This is a genomic window from Stutzerimonas stutzeri (genome assembly GCF_024448955.1).
Classification (GTDB): domain Bacteria; phylum Pseudomonadota; class Gammaproteobacteria; order Pseudomonadales; family Pseudomonadaceae; genus Stutzerimonas; species Stutzerimonas stutzeri_AQ.
This window is the reverse complement of record NZ_JAMOIH010000008.1, coordinates 159,762-176,143: the sequence shown is the minus strand read 5'-3', so window position 1 is coordinate 176,143 and position 16,382 is coordinate 159,762. Positions and strand designations below refer to the sequence as shown.

12 protein-coding genes and 1 pseudogene are annotated in these 16,382 nt (G+C 61.3%); 6 read left to right on the top strand and 7 right to left on the bottom strand.

The window, feature by feature from the left end; genetic code table 11:
* Window positions 1–99: 99 nt before the first annotated feature.
* Both pqqF and NA645_RS10895 read right to left on the bottom strand, forming a co-directional pair.
* Window positions 100–2,625, bottom strand: a complete 2,526-nt coding sequence (gene pqqF, locus NA645_RS10900) for a pyrroloquinoline quinone biosynthesis protein PqqF (RefSeq protein WP_256048814.1) — start codon at window positions 2,623–2,625, stop codon at window positions 100–102.
* 98 nt (window positions 2,626–2,723) lie between these two features.
* Window positions 2,724–3,668 (bottom strand): MerR family transcriptional regulator, encoded by a 945-nt coding sequence (locus NA645_RS10895; protein ID WP_256048813.1) that lies wholly within the window; start codon window positions 3,666–3,668, stop codon window positions 2,724–2,726.
* Between the two features lie 142 nt (window positions 3,669–3,810).
* On the opposite strand from NA645_RS10895, the gene NA645_RS10890 reads away from it, so the two are divergent.
* Window positions 3,811–4,257 carry a PAS domain-containing protein gene (locus NA645_RS10890; protein WP_256048812.1) on the top strand — a complete coding sequence of 149 codons (447 nt, stop codon included), beginning with the start codon at window positions 3,811–3,813 and terminating at the stop codon, window positions 4,255–4,257.
* Between the two features lie 11 nt (window positions 4,258–4,268).
* Here the strand turns inward: NA645_RS10890 and hemH are convergent, their stop codons facing one another.
* Entirely contained in the window at window positions 4,269–5,294 is a 1,026-nt protein-coding gene (hemH, locus tag NA645_RS10885; protein ID WP_256048811.1) for a ferrochelatase, read from the bottom strand.
* 384 nt (window positions 5,295–5,678) lie between these two features.
* Between hemH and NA645_RS10880 the strand changes: the two genes are divergently transcribed.
* The 4 genes and pseudogenes from NA645_RS10880 (at window position 5,679) to NA645_RS10865 (ending at window position 10,491) form a co-directional block, all read left to right on the top strand.
* Entirely contained in the window at window positions 5,679–6,638 is a 960-nt protein-coding gene (locus tag NA645_RS10880; RefSeq protein ID WP_256048810.1) for a YbgA family protein, read from the top strand.
* A 9-nt stretch (window positions 6,639–6,647) separates the two neighbouring features.
* Complete coding sequence (phrB, locus tag NA645_RS10875; RefSeq protein WP_256048809.1) at window positions 6,648–8,072, top strand: deoxyribodipyrimidine photo-lyase; 1,425 nt, start codon at window positions 6,648–6,650, stop codon at window positions 8,070–8,072.
* A 74-nt stretch (window positions 8,073–8,146) separates the two neighbouring features.
* A complete protein-coding gene (locus NA645_RS10870; protein WP_256048808.1) occupies window positions 8,147–9,640 on the top strand; it encodes a methyl-accepting chemotaxis protein in 1,494 nt (497 codons plus the stop codon).
* 82 nt (window positions 9,641–9,722) lie between these two features.
* Window positions 9,723–10,491, top strand: a pseudogene (locus tag NA645_RS10865) (SIR2 family NAD-dependent protein deacylase).
* 78 nt (window positions 10,492–10,569) lie between these two features.
* On the opposite strand, the gene NA645_RS10860 reads toward NA645_RS10865, so the two are convergent.
* Entirely contained in the window at window positions 10,570–11,190 is a 621-nt protein-coding gene (locus NA645_RS10860) for a glutathione S-transferase (protein WP_256048807.1), read from the bottom strand.
* 83 nt (window positions 11,191–11,273) lie between these two features.
* Window positions 11,274–13,250, bottom strand: coding sequence for a DEAD/DEAH box helicase (locus tag NA645_RS10855; RefSeq protein ID WP_256048806.1), 1,977 nt, complete (start codon window positions 13,248–13,250; stop codon window positions 11,274–11,276).
* Between the two features lie 168 nt (window positions 13,251–13,418).
* On the opposite strand from NA645_RS10855, the gene uvsE reads away from it, so the two are divergent.
* A complete protein-coding gene (gene uvsE, locus NA645_RS10850; RefSeq protein WP_256048805.1) occupies window positions 13,419–14,447 on the top strand; it encodes a UV DNA damage repair endonuclease UvsE in 1,029 nt (342 codons plus the stop codon).
* Window positions 14,448–14,632: 185 nt separating this feature from the next.
* Here the strand turns inward: uvsE and NA645_RS10845 are convergent, their stop codons facing one another.
* Together NA645_RS10845 and NA645_RS10840 are read right to left on the bottom strand one after the other, a co-directional pair.
* A complete protein-coding gene (locus tag NA645_RS10845; protein WP_177493025.1) occupies window positions 14,633–14,851 on the bottom strand; it encodes a hypothetical protein in 219 nt (72 codons plus the stop codon).
* Between the two features lie 223 nt (window positions 14,852–15,074).
* Window positions 15,075–16,214, bottom strand: a complete 1,140-nt coding sequence (locus NA645_RS10840) for an aminotransferase class V-fold PLP-dependent enzyme (RefSeq protein WP_256048804.1) — start codon at window positions 16,212–16,214, stop codon at window positions 15,075–15,077.
* Window positions 16,215–16,382: the final 168 nt, after the last annotated feature.

The window sequence follows — 16,382 nt, the reverse complement described above, 5'->3', positions numbered from 1 at the left end:
GCGCGGGTAAATCGTTTGTACAGCGGCAGTTCCAATCAGCGACGTTCGAGTCTCTCCGGAACAGAGCGAGGGCATCCGTGTTGAAAATGGCAGCGCTGCCTATCGGTCCCAACCATCGGGTGCCGGCGCATTGGTTACGATAAACCGGCCAGCGCCCCCGCGCAGGTCATGCAAGGCTGCCATAAGATCCGCTGGCCGCAGCTCGCGCATCGCTCTGATCACCTGTTCGATCCGATCGGATTCATGCCCGGCCAGCACCGCCTGCCAGGCTCGTTCGGCATGGCCATTGAGATCGGCAGAAGCAGCGACTTTCTGATCGGCTGTCGCATGGGCGATCCCTGTCAGATCTTCTGTCGAGCGCTCTGCCAGCTGGAGCGCGAAGGTATCCAGAAACGCCTCGATTTGGCGGAAGATTTCAGTCGCCGAAGCGGTCGGCGACTGCACCGCGAAGAGCATGCCTGGCTGGCCGGCAAACTGGCAGAACCGGCTGAGCACCGCGTAGCCCAGCTGCAGCTCACTGCGAATCCGACGGAAGAAGTCACCCTCCAGCAAACGCCCCAGCACGCGCCACGCCGCTTCGCCTTCAAGGTGGCGATCTGCGAGTGGACAGAACAGGATGAATGCCGTGTCGCTGGTGACCACCCCGTCTCCAACCTGATGCCAGCGACTTTCCGTAGGCGGCGCCTCAAGCCAATCCTTGTCCAGCGCAGGCTTACCAGGCAACGCGCCGACCGATGCCAGCAGCGCCGCCGAGGCGTGCGGGGAGAAGCCAACCGCTAGCCCGTCCCAACGCGCATCATTCCAGGCGGCGTGAAGCTGTTCGCGATTAGCTGATCCGGCCGGCTCGGCTGACTGCTGCATTCCAGCAACCAGACGTGGCAAACGACTGAGTAACTGACGAAGCAGCATTTCATCCTGCCCCAGCGAACGGTGCTGTTCTGCCAGCCGCGCACCTTGGGCAAGCGACGCCTCGGGGGGCTCGGCGAGCAAGTAGGCAACGTCGCGAAGAATGGGTGGCACGGCTTCGGCGAAACCACACAGACTCAGCGTCCAGCTATGCCCCATGTCCTCGAAGCGCAGTTCCACGCCCGCCTGCCGTGCTGCCCAGACGCATCCTTGCAGCGCATGCGACAGCCCATGCCAGAGTGCCGGCACCGGCAGTTCAGCGAAGCGCCAACGCAGCATCAATGCAGCCTTGCCGCTCTCCTCTGTCGGACCCAGCCAACGCAATGCGGCGACGGGGTTGGCAGCCTTGCCATCCGACACGGCGGCCTTCAACCAGGGATTGGGCTGTGGAATCTGCCAGTGCCAGTCGCGGTGCGCGGCGGTTAATTGAGGCTCGCTGGCCATGCGCAGCGGAAATCCATCAGTACTGACCGAGCCGCAAGGAGCCGTATCGACGGTGAGGATCACCGGTCCAGTGTCCGTCATTCGCGTTATCAGGGTGCGCAGCGCATCGCCTATGCCGGCTTCATCGGAATCGGCGGCCCAGGCCAGCGGTTCCACCCAATGGCGCAGCAGCTTCAAAGGCTCGGCGCCGTGCAGGCTGCGATCGGCTATCAGTCGGTACTCATCCCAGCACGCTTGCCAACACGATGGTTCAACGAAGAAGCGCAGCCAATCCGTCAGCGCATCGACCACCGTGGCTCGCTGCGCCAGGCCCTTGCTCGTCAGCAATGCCTCGATGACCAACACGCCCTGCCCCGCAAACCAGTACGGCGCCCGCAGCAACAGCGCCTGGCACAGGCCCGCCGCCTGCAAGCGCTGCGACAATCCGTTCGGCGCTTCGGAGGCGATCCAGGTTGCGAGGTAATCCAGCGCCGGCAAGGCGTGCTCATCCAAACCGTCGACGATGAAGGCGAGCAGCAAACGCGGCTGCGTTTGCTCCAGTTGCAGCCTCGACCACCACTCCGTGCGGGCATGCAACACGGGCGGGGATCGCCGCACGGCAGCACCTGCGATCAGCGATATGTCGGCCTGCTCCGCAAGGCGCTGCAATACAGCTTCGCTCTGCGGACCGGCCAGTAGTAGCTCCATCTGCCCGGTCCGATAGAAACGCTGATGGTAGCCGTGCAGCGCCTGCTGAAAATCTGGGTCATCTACCGGCAAGGTTTCCCGGTTGCCGGCATGAAAGCCGCTGGCTGGGTGCGTGGAGTCGATTGCGCGGGCCAACGCCGCATCGGATAGCGTCTCTCGATCCTTAGCGCGAGCGAGAAACTCGGCGTGCAATACCTCGCGCTCGCGCACTTGCGCTTCTGGATCCAGCAGCGGATACGCCAGCATATCCAGCAGACGGCGCAAGCCTTCCTCAAGCTGGCCAGCCGGAAGCTGGAAGAAAAAGTCGGTATGCCGCTCCCGCGTCGATGCGTTCAGTTGCCCGCCGCAGGCCTGAATGAAAGGCATCAGGCTCTGCGCCACCGGGTAATCCCGGCTGCCAAGAAACAGCAGGTGTTCGAGAAAATGGGCCAGCCCCGGATAGGCTCGAGGCGCGTCGTGGGAACCGGCATGCACTCGTACCAGGGCTGCGGCCTGCGCGCTGTGCGGCAGAGATAACAGACGCACCCGCAAACCGTTGGTCAGAGTCAATTGCGGCGGACGTTCGGCTGGATAGATGGACTGGCGCATGGCGGCATCGTGTTTCGGCTGAAGTCACTGAGCATCGCGCCAACTGGAGTTAGACACAATGATTCAAGGGCGGAACCGATGCTCCGCTCAGCAAAACGTCAGGTATCCAGACGTCCATCGAGAAACTGCCGCAGACGGCGTTGCATAAGTTCGCCCGAATTACCGAGGCGCGCAATCGGTGAGCCTCGCAAGCTCTGCTCTGAAAACTCGGCCGCCTCGCCTGCCAACGCCAATGGGCAATCGAGCCCCAACGCGAGTTTGGCCAGTTGACGCAGCAGTCCCGCGTTCGGCGGTACGTTGGAATACAGCACCAACGCTCTCGGGCGAGTTTTCTCGCAAACCAGTGGCAACTCGTTCAGTGGCTGACCGACTGCCAGCACATTGACCGCAACCGCATCGCTGGACAGCAACAAGCCAGTGACCAACAGTTCCAGCTCACGACATTGCCCCGGGACCGCAGCCAGCAGTACCCGACTCTTCGCCTGATCGCGATCAAGCTGCAAGCTTTGCAGCACGTGGGCACGGAGGAAGGCATCGAGGAACAGCCATTCGCTGGTCTGGCCATATTCGCCCTGACGCAGCGACAACCGCTGCCACAACGGCAGCATCACATCCTGAAGGACTATCAGCAGCGAATAAGTAGAAATGAGCTGCCCGTAGATCTGTTCAAGCCAGGAGTGATCGAAGCTGCCCACGGCACGCTGCACCTGCGCCGTCCAATCGCCCCACTCGGCTGCGTCCGCATGCCACCGCCCCTCAGACTTTGCAGCGTCGCGAGACAGGATACTGCCCACTTTGCTTACCGCGACGCCGCGGTCAATCCAGGCCAGGATGCTGCGAATCGTCTCGATATCGGCCAGGGAATAAAGGCGATGGCCGCTTTCGGTGCGGATGGGCCGAATGAGGCCGTAGCGGCGCTCCCATGCTCGCAGCGTGATCGGGTTGACACCTGTCAGGCGCGAGACTTCCCGAATGGGAAAGAGCTCTTCCTGACCGGTCGGATCAGAAGCAAGTAGTGTAGAAGCACGGCCAAATTGAGTCATGACACGGGACAGCTCATGCAGAAAGAGTGGCGCATTGTAGCTCAGCGTTTGCGCATGAACCGCGCGAGCCAGTATCAAGGGCGTTGTGCCGCGCCGTCCGAACCTGCCCTAGAATGCCGCAACACCGACAAGAGACGCCCAGATGATCAATGCCAAACTGCTGCAACTGGTAATCGAAGCCTCCAACGACGGGATCGTGGTCGCCGAGCAGGAAGGCGAAGACAACATCCTCATCTACGCCAATCCCGCCTTTCAGCGTCTGACTGGCTACGACGTGGACGATATTCTCTATCAGGATTGCCGCTTTCTACAGGCGGGCCACCGCGACCAGCCTGGCATCGCGGCGATTCGCAAGGCGGTCAGAAGCCGCCAGCCGTGCCGCCAGACCCTTCGTAATTACCGCAAGGATGGCAGCGCGTTCTGGAACGAGCTGTCGATTACGCCCGTGTTCAACGAAGCGGACCAGCTCACCTATTTCATCGGCATCCAGAAGGATGTGAGCCGTGAGGTCGAGGCCAGGCAGCGCGTGATCGAACTGGAGGCCGAAGTGCGGCGACTCAAGGAGCAGCTCGCCGCTCTGAAGCAATGACCGTGAATACTTCATAGCGCCTGCGGGGCGCGCCGGCACAGGGCGATCAGCGCCTGCACCCAGCTCTCATGGGTATTGAGACAGGGGATCAGCTGCAGCTCTTCCCCGCCCGCGGCGATGAATTGCTCGCGGCCACGGTCGCCGATTTCCTCCAGCGTTTCGATGCAGTCGGCAACGAACGCCGGGCACATCACCAGCAGCTTCCTGACGCCTTTTGCTGCCAATTCGTCCAGCTGCGCCTCGGTGTAGGGCTCGATCCATTTGGCGCGGCCGAGCCGCGACTGGAACGACACCGACCACTGCTCCGCGCGCAATCCGGCACGTTCGGCAAATGCGGCGCCGCTTTGCATGCACTGAGCGCGGTAGCAATTGGCGAGGACGGCTCCTTCGGCCCGCTGGCAGCAATCGGCGCCTTTCAGGCAATGCGAACCGGTCGGATCGGCCTTGTGCAGATGGCGCTCGGGCAGGCCATGAAAGCTCAGCAGCAGATGATCGAAGTTCTGGGTCAGGTACGGTTTCACGCTGTCGACCAGTGCATCGAGGTATTCGGGCTGATCGTAGAAGGGCTGCAGGATCGATAGCCTGATATCCAGACGATTGTCCCGGATGACCCGGCGTGCTTCCTGGATTGCGGTCGTCGTGGTGCTATCGGCGAATTGCGGGTACAGCGGCGCGAAAGTCACCTGCTTGATACCCCGCTTCGCCAGCCCGACCAACGCGCGCTCGATCGACGGCTCGCCATAGCGCATCGCCAATTCCACCGGACCCTCCGTCCAGTGAGGGCGCACCGCATCGGCCAGCTGCTGGCTGAGCACCACCAACGGCGACCCTTCCGGCCACCAGATCGACGCGTAGGCGTGAGCGGATTGCGCCGGCCGCTTGAGCAGAATCAATGAGACCAGCAAGCGTCGAACGGGCCACGGCAGGTCGACGACGTAAGGATCCATCAGGAACTGATCAAGATAACGACGCACGTCCGCCACCTCGGTAGAAGCCGGTGACCCCAGGTTTACCAATAACAACGCCTGCTCAGACATGCACATTCCTGACTACTGATTGAACAACTTCGCTGCCCCACCGGGCGCGCCATTTTCACACAGGCGGCTGCGGCTTGCGCAGGTTCGCCAATGCCGCATCCAGTTTCCCCAGTATCGGCCCCTGGCAATCCCCGTTGGCTGCGGCGAGCGGCATTGTAGGACGCGTGCGCAGCGGCTGCCGCAACAGAAAATCTATCAGAGCAATTCGGTCGATCTGATTGCACGCGCAAGCCGCATCACGAACGGTACGACCATCGGGCTAGCTATGTACGGCGACGAGTGAATTGTACAAAGCAAGTTGACTTGTATAAGTCCGACCTTAAGATACCGGCAAATACTGTACAAACAAGAAGGTTTGTACAGGCACGTATCGAGGCCAGCCCGATGTCTACATCCGCCACTGTCATCAAGGTCGGTATCAGCGCCTGTCTACTTGGCAACCCGGTGCGCTTCAATGGCGGGCACAAGGAGTCGCGTCTGTGCAGCGAAACGCTGGCTCGTCACTTTCAGTTCGTACCGATCTGCCCCGAAGTGGCTATCGGGCTGGGCACGCCACGCGAGCCGATTCGGCTGGTTGGTGATCCTGATCACCCGCGCGCGGTGGGCACGGTGCATCCAGAGCTGGACGTCAGCGATGCGCTGAACGCTTACGGCGAGCGGATCGCCACAGAGCTGGACGACGTCAGCGGCTACATCCTCATGCAGAAATCACCCTCCTGCGGCATGGAGCGGGTGAAGGTGTACCAAGCCAACGGTCATCCGGTCGACGGTGGCGGCTCCGGTCTGTTTGCGAAGAGTCTGATGCGGATGCGCCCAGATCTGCCAGTCGAAGAGGCTGGCAGGCTCAACGACCCGGTACTGCGCGAGAACTTTCTGACGCGGGTATTCGCCCATGCCGAATGGCGGCGCCTGTTGCGTACAGGACTGACACGCAAGGCGCTGGTGGATTTCCATTCACGCTACAAGTACCAGCTCATGGCGAGCGACCCGCAGCAATACAAGGCGCTTGGTCGAATGGTCGCCAGAGTCGGCACGACACCGCTGGAAGCCTTCGCACCGGCCTACTTCAGCCAGCTGATGGCCGCGCTGAAAAAGGCCGCCTCGCGCGGCAACCACAGCAACGTGTTGCAGCACCTGAGCGGCTATCTGAAACGCCACCTCGAAGGCGAAGACAAACAGGAACTGCAACGTCTAATCACCCAGTACCGTGAAGGAATCGTGCCCCTCGTCGTGCCGCTGACCCTGCTCAAACATCACTTCCGCCGCCATCCGGATCGCTACGTAGCCAATCAGGCCTATCTGCAGCCGCATCCCGAGGATCTCAGCCTGCGCAACGGGATCTGACCAACCGCAATGAATCAACTGATCTGGCTGCGCAGCGATCTGCGCGTGACTGACAACACCGCCCTGTCCGCCGCGATGAATGCCGGCCCGACCATCGCGCTATACCTGATAACGCCCGCGCAGTGGCTCGCCCATGACGACGCGGCATGCAAGCTTGATTTCTGGCTGCGCAACCTGAGCGCATTGTCGGTACGTCTGGCCGAGTTGAACGTGCCGTTACTGATCCGTCGTGTCGACGATTGGCAGGCTGTGCCCGCGCTTGTGGCCGATATGTGCCGCGAGCACGAAATCGGCAACGTGCATATCAATGACGAATATGGCGCGAACGAGCAGCGGCGTGACGATGCCGTGGCCGCAGAACTTCGCAGCAACGGCGCGTCGCTGCGACGTCATCTGGACCAGTTGCTTTTTGCGCCGGGCAGCGTGCAAACCCTTGCCGGCCAGTGCTTCAAGGTGTTCAGCCAGTTCCGCAAGGTTTGCCATTCACGCCTGAGCCATTCTCTACCGCGCTGCCTGCCGATTCCCGCGCCGCAAACGTGGCTGTCTGTTTCAAGCGATCCGATCCCGACGACGATAGAAGGCTTCGCCCTGCCTAGCGAGCAACTGCGCGCGTACTGGCCGGCCGGCGAAGACGTTGCACGTACACGCCTGGCCTGCTTTGTCGAAGACGACATGGCGGACTATCAATACCGTCGCGACCTTCCCGCCGAGCCCGGCACCAGTCAGCTGTCGCCGTACCTGGCTGCCGGGGTCATTTCACCGCGGCAATGCCTGCATGCCGCTCTGGCAGCGAACCGGGGTGAGCTCGACAGCGGTCAGCCAGGCGCCGCCACCTGGATCAACGAACTGCTCTGGCGCGAATTCTATAAACACGTCCTGGTGGGCTATCCGCGGGTCTCGATGGGGCGCGCCTTTCGTCCCGAAACCGAAGCCCTGCCGTGGCGCAATGCGCCCGATGAGCTAGCCGCCTGGCAGCAGGGGCGTACCGGCTTTCCAATCATCGATGCGGCCATGCGGCAGCTGTTGGCAACCGGCTGGATGCATAACCGCCTGCGCATGCTGGTTGCCATGTTTCTGAGCAAGAACCTGCTGATCGACTGGCGCGAAGGCGAGCGCTGGTTCATGCGGCATCTCATCGATGGCGACCTCGCCGCGAACAACGGTGGCTGGCAATGGAGCGCCTCGACCGGCACTGACTCGGTGCCCTACTTCCGCCTGTTCAATCCGCTCAGCCAATCGGCGAAGTTCGATTCGCAAGGCCGTTTTCTCCGCCATTGGTTGCCCGAACTGGCGCACTTGAGCGATCGCGACATCCATGACCCTAGCGCCCGCCGGGGCCTCGATGTCGCCGGTTACCCGCACCCGATCGTCGAGTTGTCGATGAGCCGCGAGCGCGCCCTGTCTGCCTTCAGGCATTTGCCAAAGCGTGTATGACCGAACCGCGATGGCCACACCGAAGCCCTCTTTCAGCACCGCAAACACCACGCGACCTGTCTCGGAGAAACAGCATGTCCAGCGACACTTTCACGCTCAAGGATCACTACCGCAAGGCTGATCGCATCATGCTCGCCGTGCTGTGGTTTCTGGCGGCCTATGCGCTCGGCCTGGCCGCGCTGTATGGCGATTGGGCGCAAGCGTTCGTTATCGGCGGCGGTACGGCGCTGGCCATGACGCTGCTGCATGGTCTGATCGCCGGTGAGCGACTGCTGCGCTGTCTGATCGGCGCAGCCTTTATGGTCATGGCCGCGCTGCACATCAACCTCGCTCACGGCATGCTGGAAATGCACTTCGGCATCTTCGCGCTGCTCGCTTTCCTGGTCTATTACCGAGACTGGCTGCCAATCGTCGTGGCGGCCATCACCATCGCCGTTCACCACCTGAGCTTCTTTGCGCTGCAGCACCACGCCAACGTATTTCTGATGCCGGATGGCAGCTGGGGCGTGGTGATGCTGCATGCGTTCTATGTGGTGTTGGAGAGCGCCATCCTGATCTACCTAGCCGTGCGCGCCAATGCCGAAGCGCGCGAAGGCGAAGCGCTGCTGAGCGCCGCCGCCGATATCACGCGCGATCCCGTGCAGATCGACCTGCGCCAACGCAGCATCGCCAGCGGGCCGATCGCCCAGCGCTTCAACCACTTTCTCGATCAGCTCGCCGAGCTGGTTGGTGCGGTGGTTCGCGATACACGCGGACTGGACGACACCGCTCGCCACCTGCACCAGGCCACTCGCGACATGCGCGGCGGCGCTGATCGTCAGCTCGCGGAGACCGCTTATATGGTCAATGCCATGCAGCAGATGTCGACCGCCATCGGTGACGTCGCGAGCCACGCCGACCGTGCTGCCCAGGCCGCGCATTCAGCCAATACGAAGGCCGAACAGGGGCGAACCGCGGTTTCGGCCAGCCTGGAGGAAATCACCCTACTCGCCCGGCGTATCGACTCTACCGATGAGGTGACGCAGGACCTGGCCATTCAATCCGAACAGATCGGCCGCGTGCTGGATGTGATCCGAAGCATTGCCGATCAGACCAACCTGCTCGCGCTCAATGCCGCGATCGAAGCGGCACGGGCCGGTGAGCAGGGCCGCGGCTTCGCCGTGGTTGCCGAAGAGGTGCGTAGCCTGGCGAGCAAGACGGCCGAGTCCACCAGCGAAATCCTTGAAATCATCAGCCGTCTGCAACAGGACAGCCGCAAGGCCGCAGAATCCATGCAGCAAAGCCGTCAAAGCGTCACCCGTTGCGTTGCGGACAGCCAGCAGACCACCGCTCTGCTGGCAGCGGTCGCTCAGGAAATCGATGCGATCAGCCAGATGAACGAGCTGATCGCCGCCGCGACCCATCAGCAAACCACCGTATCGGCTGATGTCGCTCGTCATTTGCAGAGCGTTCAGCAGATCGCCGATCAGAATGCGTCAAATGCGAATCGCCTCGATCAGAACAGCAGCGCCCTCAGCGCATTGGCCTCGCGACTGGGCTCGCTCAGCAGCCGCTTTGCCTTGAGCTGAGGCAGCAGCGATTGGAATCAGCCGTATGTCGGTGGTCTGATGGACAGCGATTTCTGCCATCAGTAACCGAGGAGCCGTGCCAATGATCCCAGTCCCGCTGATCGAAACCCTGCGCAACGCCCAGCACGTCGTCGTGTTCACCGGAGCGGGCGTGTCAGCCGAAAGTGGCATTCCGACGTTCCGCGACTCGCTGACCGGACTTTTGGGAACGCTTCGACGCCGCCTCGATGGCCACACCCGAGGCTTTCCGTGCGGACCCGGAACTGGTCTGGGGCTGGTATGAGTGGCGTCGCATGAAGGTTCTGCAAGCCCAACCGAATCCGGCGCACCGGGCCATCGCCGAGCTGAGCCGGCATGTACCGCGCCTCACGCTGATCACTCAGAACGTCGACGATCTGCACGAGCGCTCCGGCAGCGATGAGGTCATCCATCTGCATGGCAGCCTGCATCAGCCACGCTGTTTTGAATGCGGCGAAGCTCCGAACGAACCGCTCGACATGCCCGACGAACCGGAAGGCGGCCGTCGAGTGCAACCACCTCGATGTGCGATCTGCGATGGCGCGTTGCGCCCCGGTGTGGTCTGGTTTGGTGAAAGCCTGCCGCAAGAGCAACTGAATACTGCATTCGCAGCGGCGCAAGATTGTGATGTGCTGATATAGGTAGGCACATCCGGCCTGGTCTATCCAGCGGCAGAGATGCCAGGACTGGCCTGGCGCGCCGGCGCAACCGTCATCCACGTCAATCCCCAGGCAAGCGCCAGTCATGACGAACGGGAATACGCATTGGCCGGCCAGGCCGGCGACACGTTGCCGGAACTGCTCCGGCAGGCATTTGGAAGCCTCCGGACTTGAAATCGGCCGACCCGATTGCGGCCAACTTGAGCCCTGCTATGCCAGCCACGATGAGCGACCGTCAGCCGCTGAGGCCTGTCAGGTCAAGGGTGTGATCACCGCGGTCTGATACGCCGGGCGCTGTTGTAGTCGCTCATACCAGTGCCGCAGGTGCGGCAGATCTGGCCGCTCGATAGGCATCTCGAACCAGGCGTAGGCGAAGCAACCCAGCGGGATATCGCCCATGCCAAATGAATCGCCCGACAGGTACGGCTGCGCTGCCAGGTCTCGGTCGACGATGGCGAGCAGCTTGCCGCATTCATCCAACGCTGCTTGCACGGCGGCCATGTCCCGCTTTTCCGGAGCGGTTCGCACGATGTTCCAGAACAGCGGGCGGAAGGGCGTGGCCAGGGTTGAGGTCGCCCAGTCCATCCATTTGTCAGCCCCGGCGCGCTGGCGCGGATCGGTGCTCCATAGTGTGCCCTCGCCATACTGTGCGGCGAGGTAACGAACGATGGTGTTCGATTCCCACAGCGCCAGCTCGCCGTCTTCGAGGCATGGCACCAGGCGATTCGGATTCTTTGCGATGTACTCGGCTTCTCCTACCACGCCGAAGGCACCTCCCGCATCGATGCGGGTATGAGGGACGCCAAGTTCTTCGAGGCACCAGAGCGCCTTCCTCACGTTGGTCGAGTTGATTCGGCCCCATAGCTTCAGCATGCAATCGTCCTCCGTCGGTTCGGCGTTCATCGCCGAGGCCAAACCCTAACCGCAATTTATGTCACACGCGACGTTGAAGCCGCTCAGAGCGTTTTTCTTCGTGCCTTCAGCAAACGCGTTGCGCCTTGGGTTTTCTGGGTGAACCAAAAGACCCGACTGACGCCACGGGTAATCGCCACGTAGGCCAGGCGCAGGCTCTCGTCGGTCATGGCTTGGTCATAGCTGTTTCGGAAGAAGCCCGAATAGGCGTACAGCGCGTTGCGCAGCGGGTGCTTTTCCGGCAGTGAGCAGTCATCGACGATGATCGCGACCTCCGCCTGCAATCCCTTGGCGCGGTGAATGGTGTAGGTCTTGACCGGCAATTTCTTGTCCAGCTCGGCCTGAATGGCGCGCAACGGCTCGTTGCGCCGGCTCAGCACCAGCACGGCGTTGCGATCGGCGTCTGGCCGGGCCGCGACATGCGCGCACTGCGCCTCGATCTGCCTGATCAGGTCCGGCAAGCGGGCTTTCAGGTCGAAGCCCGTCACCAGCTTCACCCCGTGATCGCCCGGCTGAGTCGCCTTGCCGGCCTTGCTGGTTTTGTCCTGTTTGAACTCGACGCCGGCCAGCACGGCTTCGCCATCGCGGATGATCGGCTCGATGGAGCGATAGTTGGTTTCCAGCATCAGCACCAAGCTCTTCTTCGACGCGCCTTTGCTGGGGAAATACTTGTCGAAATCCATGAACAGCTCCGGCGAACTGCCGCGCCACCCATAGATCGACTGCCAGTCATCACCGATGGCCATCAGACTGACCGGCTCGCCCAGACCGGCCAACGACCGATGCAACGCCTGCAGCCACTGGACGATCTGCGGCGAGATGTCCTGAAACTCGTCGATCAGCAAATGGCTGAACGGTGCCAAGGCGTTGGTAGAAGCACCCTTCCCGCCCGCGGCCAGACGCTGCGTAAGCTGCTGAAACGCGCCGTTGAAAGTCATCAGCCCCTGCGTCTGTAACGCTGTCTGGAAATGCTTCCAGAACAGGATCAGCGCGTCGATGAACCAGCGTTCACGTTCCGAGCAGGTCATCCGACTGGTTTGCATCTGTTCGATGCGGATGCCGATGCTCTCGATGAAACCCGCCTGCGCATAGAACGCCTCGAACAGCGGGACAGCGACGAACTCGCCAGCCAGCCTGAACGCATCCAACGGCGCTTTTGGCGTTTTGCGCTGATCGGCAACCGGCGATGGCAGGTCGAGTAACTGGTGCACCAATGTTCGGAAGTCTTGATCTTCGGCATAGCAGCTCTGGTAGGCCTGCTTCAGCAGCCGCTGCTGCGCCGGTCGCAAACGCGAAGCGGTCAGCGGATTGTCCAGCTCGGTCGGCGAGGCACCCTTTTCGTCGAGCTGCTCGAACCAGACCGGTTTGCCCAGCACATCCTTGGCCAGCACCGCCATCGCAGAATGGAAGGTCCGTACGCATTGGCGTGCACTGGCGGGATCGAACTCGAAGTTCCAGAAGCCAAGCACCCGCACCAACTGTTCGCGCAGCTGCGCGCAGGAGGCATTGGTGAAGGAAATCACCGTCAGCCGCTCCGGTGGTATTTCCAGATGACAGAGCATGAACACCACGCGCAGCACCAGCGTGGTGGATTTGCCCGAGCCGGCACCGGCGAAGATCCGCGTCACCGGGCTGTCGCTGAGGATCATCGCCCATTGTTCCTCGGACGGCGCGCAGATCACCCCGGCTTCGACCGCACGGCCGACGCGCAGGCGCATCGCCTGGATCTGCTGGTCTTCCACCGACAGTTTCGCCGGCCCGTAGATGCCTTCGCTGGCGGGCTTGCGGGGTTTGGTTCTGGGTTTGGCGGTTGCATCTGCTTGCTTGACCTTGCGACCGACTGCGGCGGGCGGCTTGCCGGCGTGTTTGGCGACTCGCTTGCCTCCCTGTTTGGGAGCGGCGCCGGGCCAACGGTGCAGGATCAACTCTTCTTCCGATTGCAAATAGGCCGAGGTGCGGGGAAAGCAACGCGCCAATGCTCCCGAAACCAGGCGCTTGTAGCGTTTGACGGCAGACAACATGACGATCAACCAGACATAAACAAGTGGCTGATATGGTAAGGGTTTTTCGTAGGTCGCTGGCTTCCCGACGCCAATTGACGCGATGCGTTCGTCGGTTGTTCCGCACCTCTGCGCGCGTGCGGGTAACTAAATGGAATCCCATCCATATAAGTGCCTGCTCAGGTTTCTATGCACAGAATCGGTTTCGCCTGCATGTATCGCCATCCCGGACACAGCGAATCGCTGAAGGAGCTGGAGGCCATCGAGCGTGCCTTCAACCCGCGTTCAACCACGTTGCGCTGGCTCAACAGCGTGACGCAGGACGCAGCTCGCGAAAAGCTGAACGGCATCATCGAGCACAACCTGGCTGCGCAGCTGCGGTTGCTCGAATACGTCGGAACGCTGCCAGCCCAGCTGCACATGCTGCGTCTGAGCAGCGATCTGCTGCCCTTCTACAGTCATCCGGAAGCAGCTGATTTCTATCGCCAGACCGAGGTGCGGGATGTGATCGAGAAGGGTTTTGCGCAGATCGGTGACTGCGCCAAGGCGCTGGGCATCCGCCTCTCGTTACACCCAGGGCAATACTGCGTGCTCGGCTCGGACAAACCGCAGGTGGTGGAAAACAGCCTGGCGGAATTCGAATACCACGCCGACATGATCCGCATGATGGGCTTTGGCCGGCAGTTTCAGGACTTCAAGTGCAACGTGCATATCGCCGGGCGGCTGGGCGTCGATGGGATTCGCGCGGTCTGGCCGCGTCTGTCGCAGGAAGCGCGAAACTGCATCACTTTCGAGAACGAAGAAAAGACCTACGGGGTCGGCGACTGCCTGCAACTCGCAGACCTCGCGCCGGTGGTGCTGGACATCCATCACTGCTGGATCAATGAGGAACGCTACATCGACCCGCATGACCCACGCGTCGCCCGAATCATCGACAGCTGGCGCGGTGTGCGGCCGACCATGCACTACTCCCAGCCACCGGAAAATCTGATGGAGCTTGGTTATTCACCGGAACGGAAGCTGGAAATGCCTGACCTGCTGCAACGCGTCAGCAAGCGCGATCTCTATAGCCACAGCAAGCGCATGTGGAATCGCTGGACCAACCTGTACGCTCGCGAATTCCTCGACCGCTTCGACATGATGTTCGAGGCCAAGGACAAGAACCTCGCTGCACTGGATTACTACACCGATTACCTGGCGGACAGCGTTGACTCCTGATGCCGTGGCGGCATGCAAGGCTGACTAATCGGTACTGGGTTTGGGAGATTTGGGACTGGCGCAGGATGAGGAATCACTGTTTGAGTCTATGCCCCGGCTGGGCATGTACTCGGCATGGACCTAAGCGAAGTTGACTGTTGACCCTGCGCAAGCCCCGTGTCGGTTTGCGCAGGGTGATCAAGGGATCAGAAGTTTCGAAGCAGAATTTCCTGTTCTTTGCGCTTGGCCAGCGCGTCGGCGGCCACAAGGGCCAGTAGTGGCAGCACGCCCACCTTGAGCGCGAGGTCCCAGGATCCAAGGAAACCGATCAGTACAGCTCCAACGACGACGAGTATGGCCATGCAATGTGCACAGAAGCGCCACAATTCGAGTGCAACGACCTGAGCATTCTGGTTGTTGATCATACTGAGCCCCTCTTTTGTTGTTTTAATCGCCTTGTACAAGCTTCAGCGTAGCTACCCTGCGCGCATGCGCAACCATATTTTTGTGTCATTAATGTGTCTAGCACGCCGGTTACAGCGATTTTTTACGAGAGTTCCGTCAACGCCAACGGATCGATCAGCAATCTCGCCACCGACATGTCGCAACCAGCCATGGCGACACGCGGCGACGTTTGGTGTCAGCGGATCAACGATCCACTCCGAGAATATTGTCCAGCGCGCCCCGGAGAATCTCGACGGTGCGATCCAGGTTTCTCAGCTTTTCCAATCCGAACAGGCCGATGCGGAAGGTCTGGAAGTCGGTTGGCTCGTCGCATTGCAGGGGGACGCCCGCGGCAATCTGCAGGCCTTGCGCCGCAAACTTGCTGCCGCTCCTGATTTCGCTGTCGGTGGTGTAGCAAACCACCACGCCCGGCGCCTCGAAGCCATCGGCCGCGACGCTTCTGAATCCTTTTTCAGCCAGCAGCGCCCTCACCCGCCGGCCCAGCTCCAGCTGGTCGGCACGAAGGACGTCGAAGCCGTAGTCCCGTGTTTCCAGCATGACGTCGCGAAAACGCATCAGTGCGTCACTCGGTAGGGTCGCGTGATAGGCATGCCCGCCCTGCTCGTAAGCCTGCATGATCTGCAGCCATTTTTTGAGGTCGCAGGCGAAGCTGCTGCTCTGGGTCGCTTCGACGCGAGACTGCGCAGCCTGGCTGAGCATCACCAGCGCACAGCAAGGCGAAGCGCTCCAACCTTTCTGCGGTGCACTGATCAGCACATCGACGCCGCTTGCCTGCATGTCTACCCAGAGCGCGCCGGAGGCGATGCAATCGAGAACGAACAACCCGCCAACCGCATGCACGGCATCTGCCACCGCACGTAGATAGTCGTCCGGCAGGATCATCCCTGACGAGGTTTCCACATGAGGCGCAAATACAAGATCCGGCTGCTGCGCGGCGATGGTTGCGATCACCTCATCAATGGGTGGCGGGATGAATGCAGCCTGGGAAGCCTGGCTCTGCGGCCGCGCCTTGAGCACGGTGGACGATGCAGGAATCCCACCCATGTCGAAAATCTGCGTCCAGCGGTAACTGAACCAACCATTTCGAATCACCAGACATTTGCGGCCATGCACCAGCTGGCGAGCCACCGCCTCCATGCCGAACGTACCGCTGCCCGGCACCACAGCGACCGCGTGGGCGTTGTAGACGGATTTGAGCGTGGTGGAGATGTCGTTCATGACAGCTTGGAACGACCGGGACATATGGTTCAGCGAACGATCGGTGTACACGACCGAATATTCAATCAATCCATCGGGATCGACACGAGGAAAAAGGTCTGACATGGGTTCACTCCGCAGCAAAAGAGCTGGCATCGACCCTGCCCGAAGCCGGAACGCATTACAAGCGTTACAAAGCCCGGCTCTTATCCTGAAAAACCCCTGCGTAGTTTCGATGAGAAATCGGTAGCGAAACAGACACAGCGCCGCCGGCTCGAATAGTTCAAACCACTT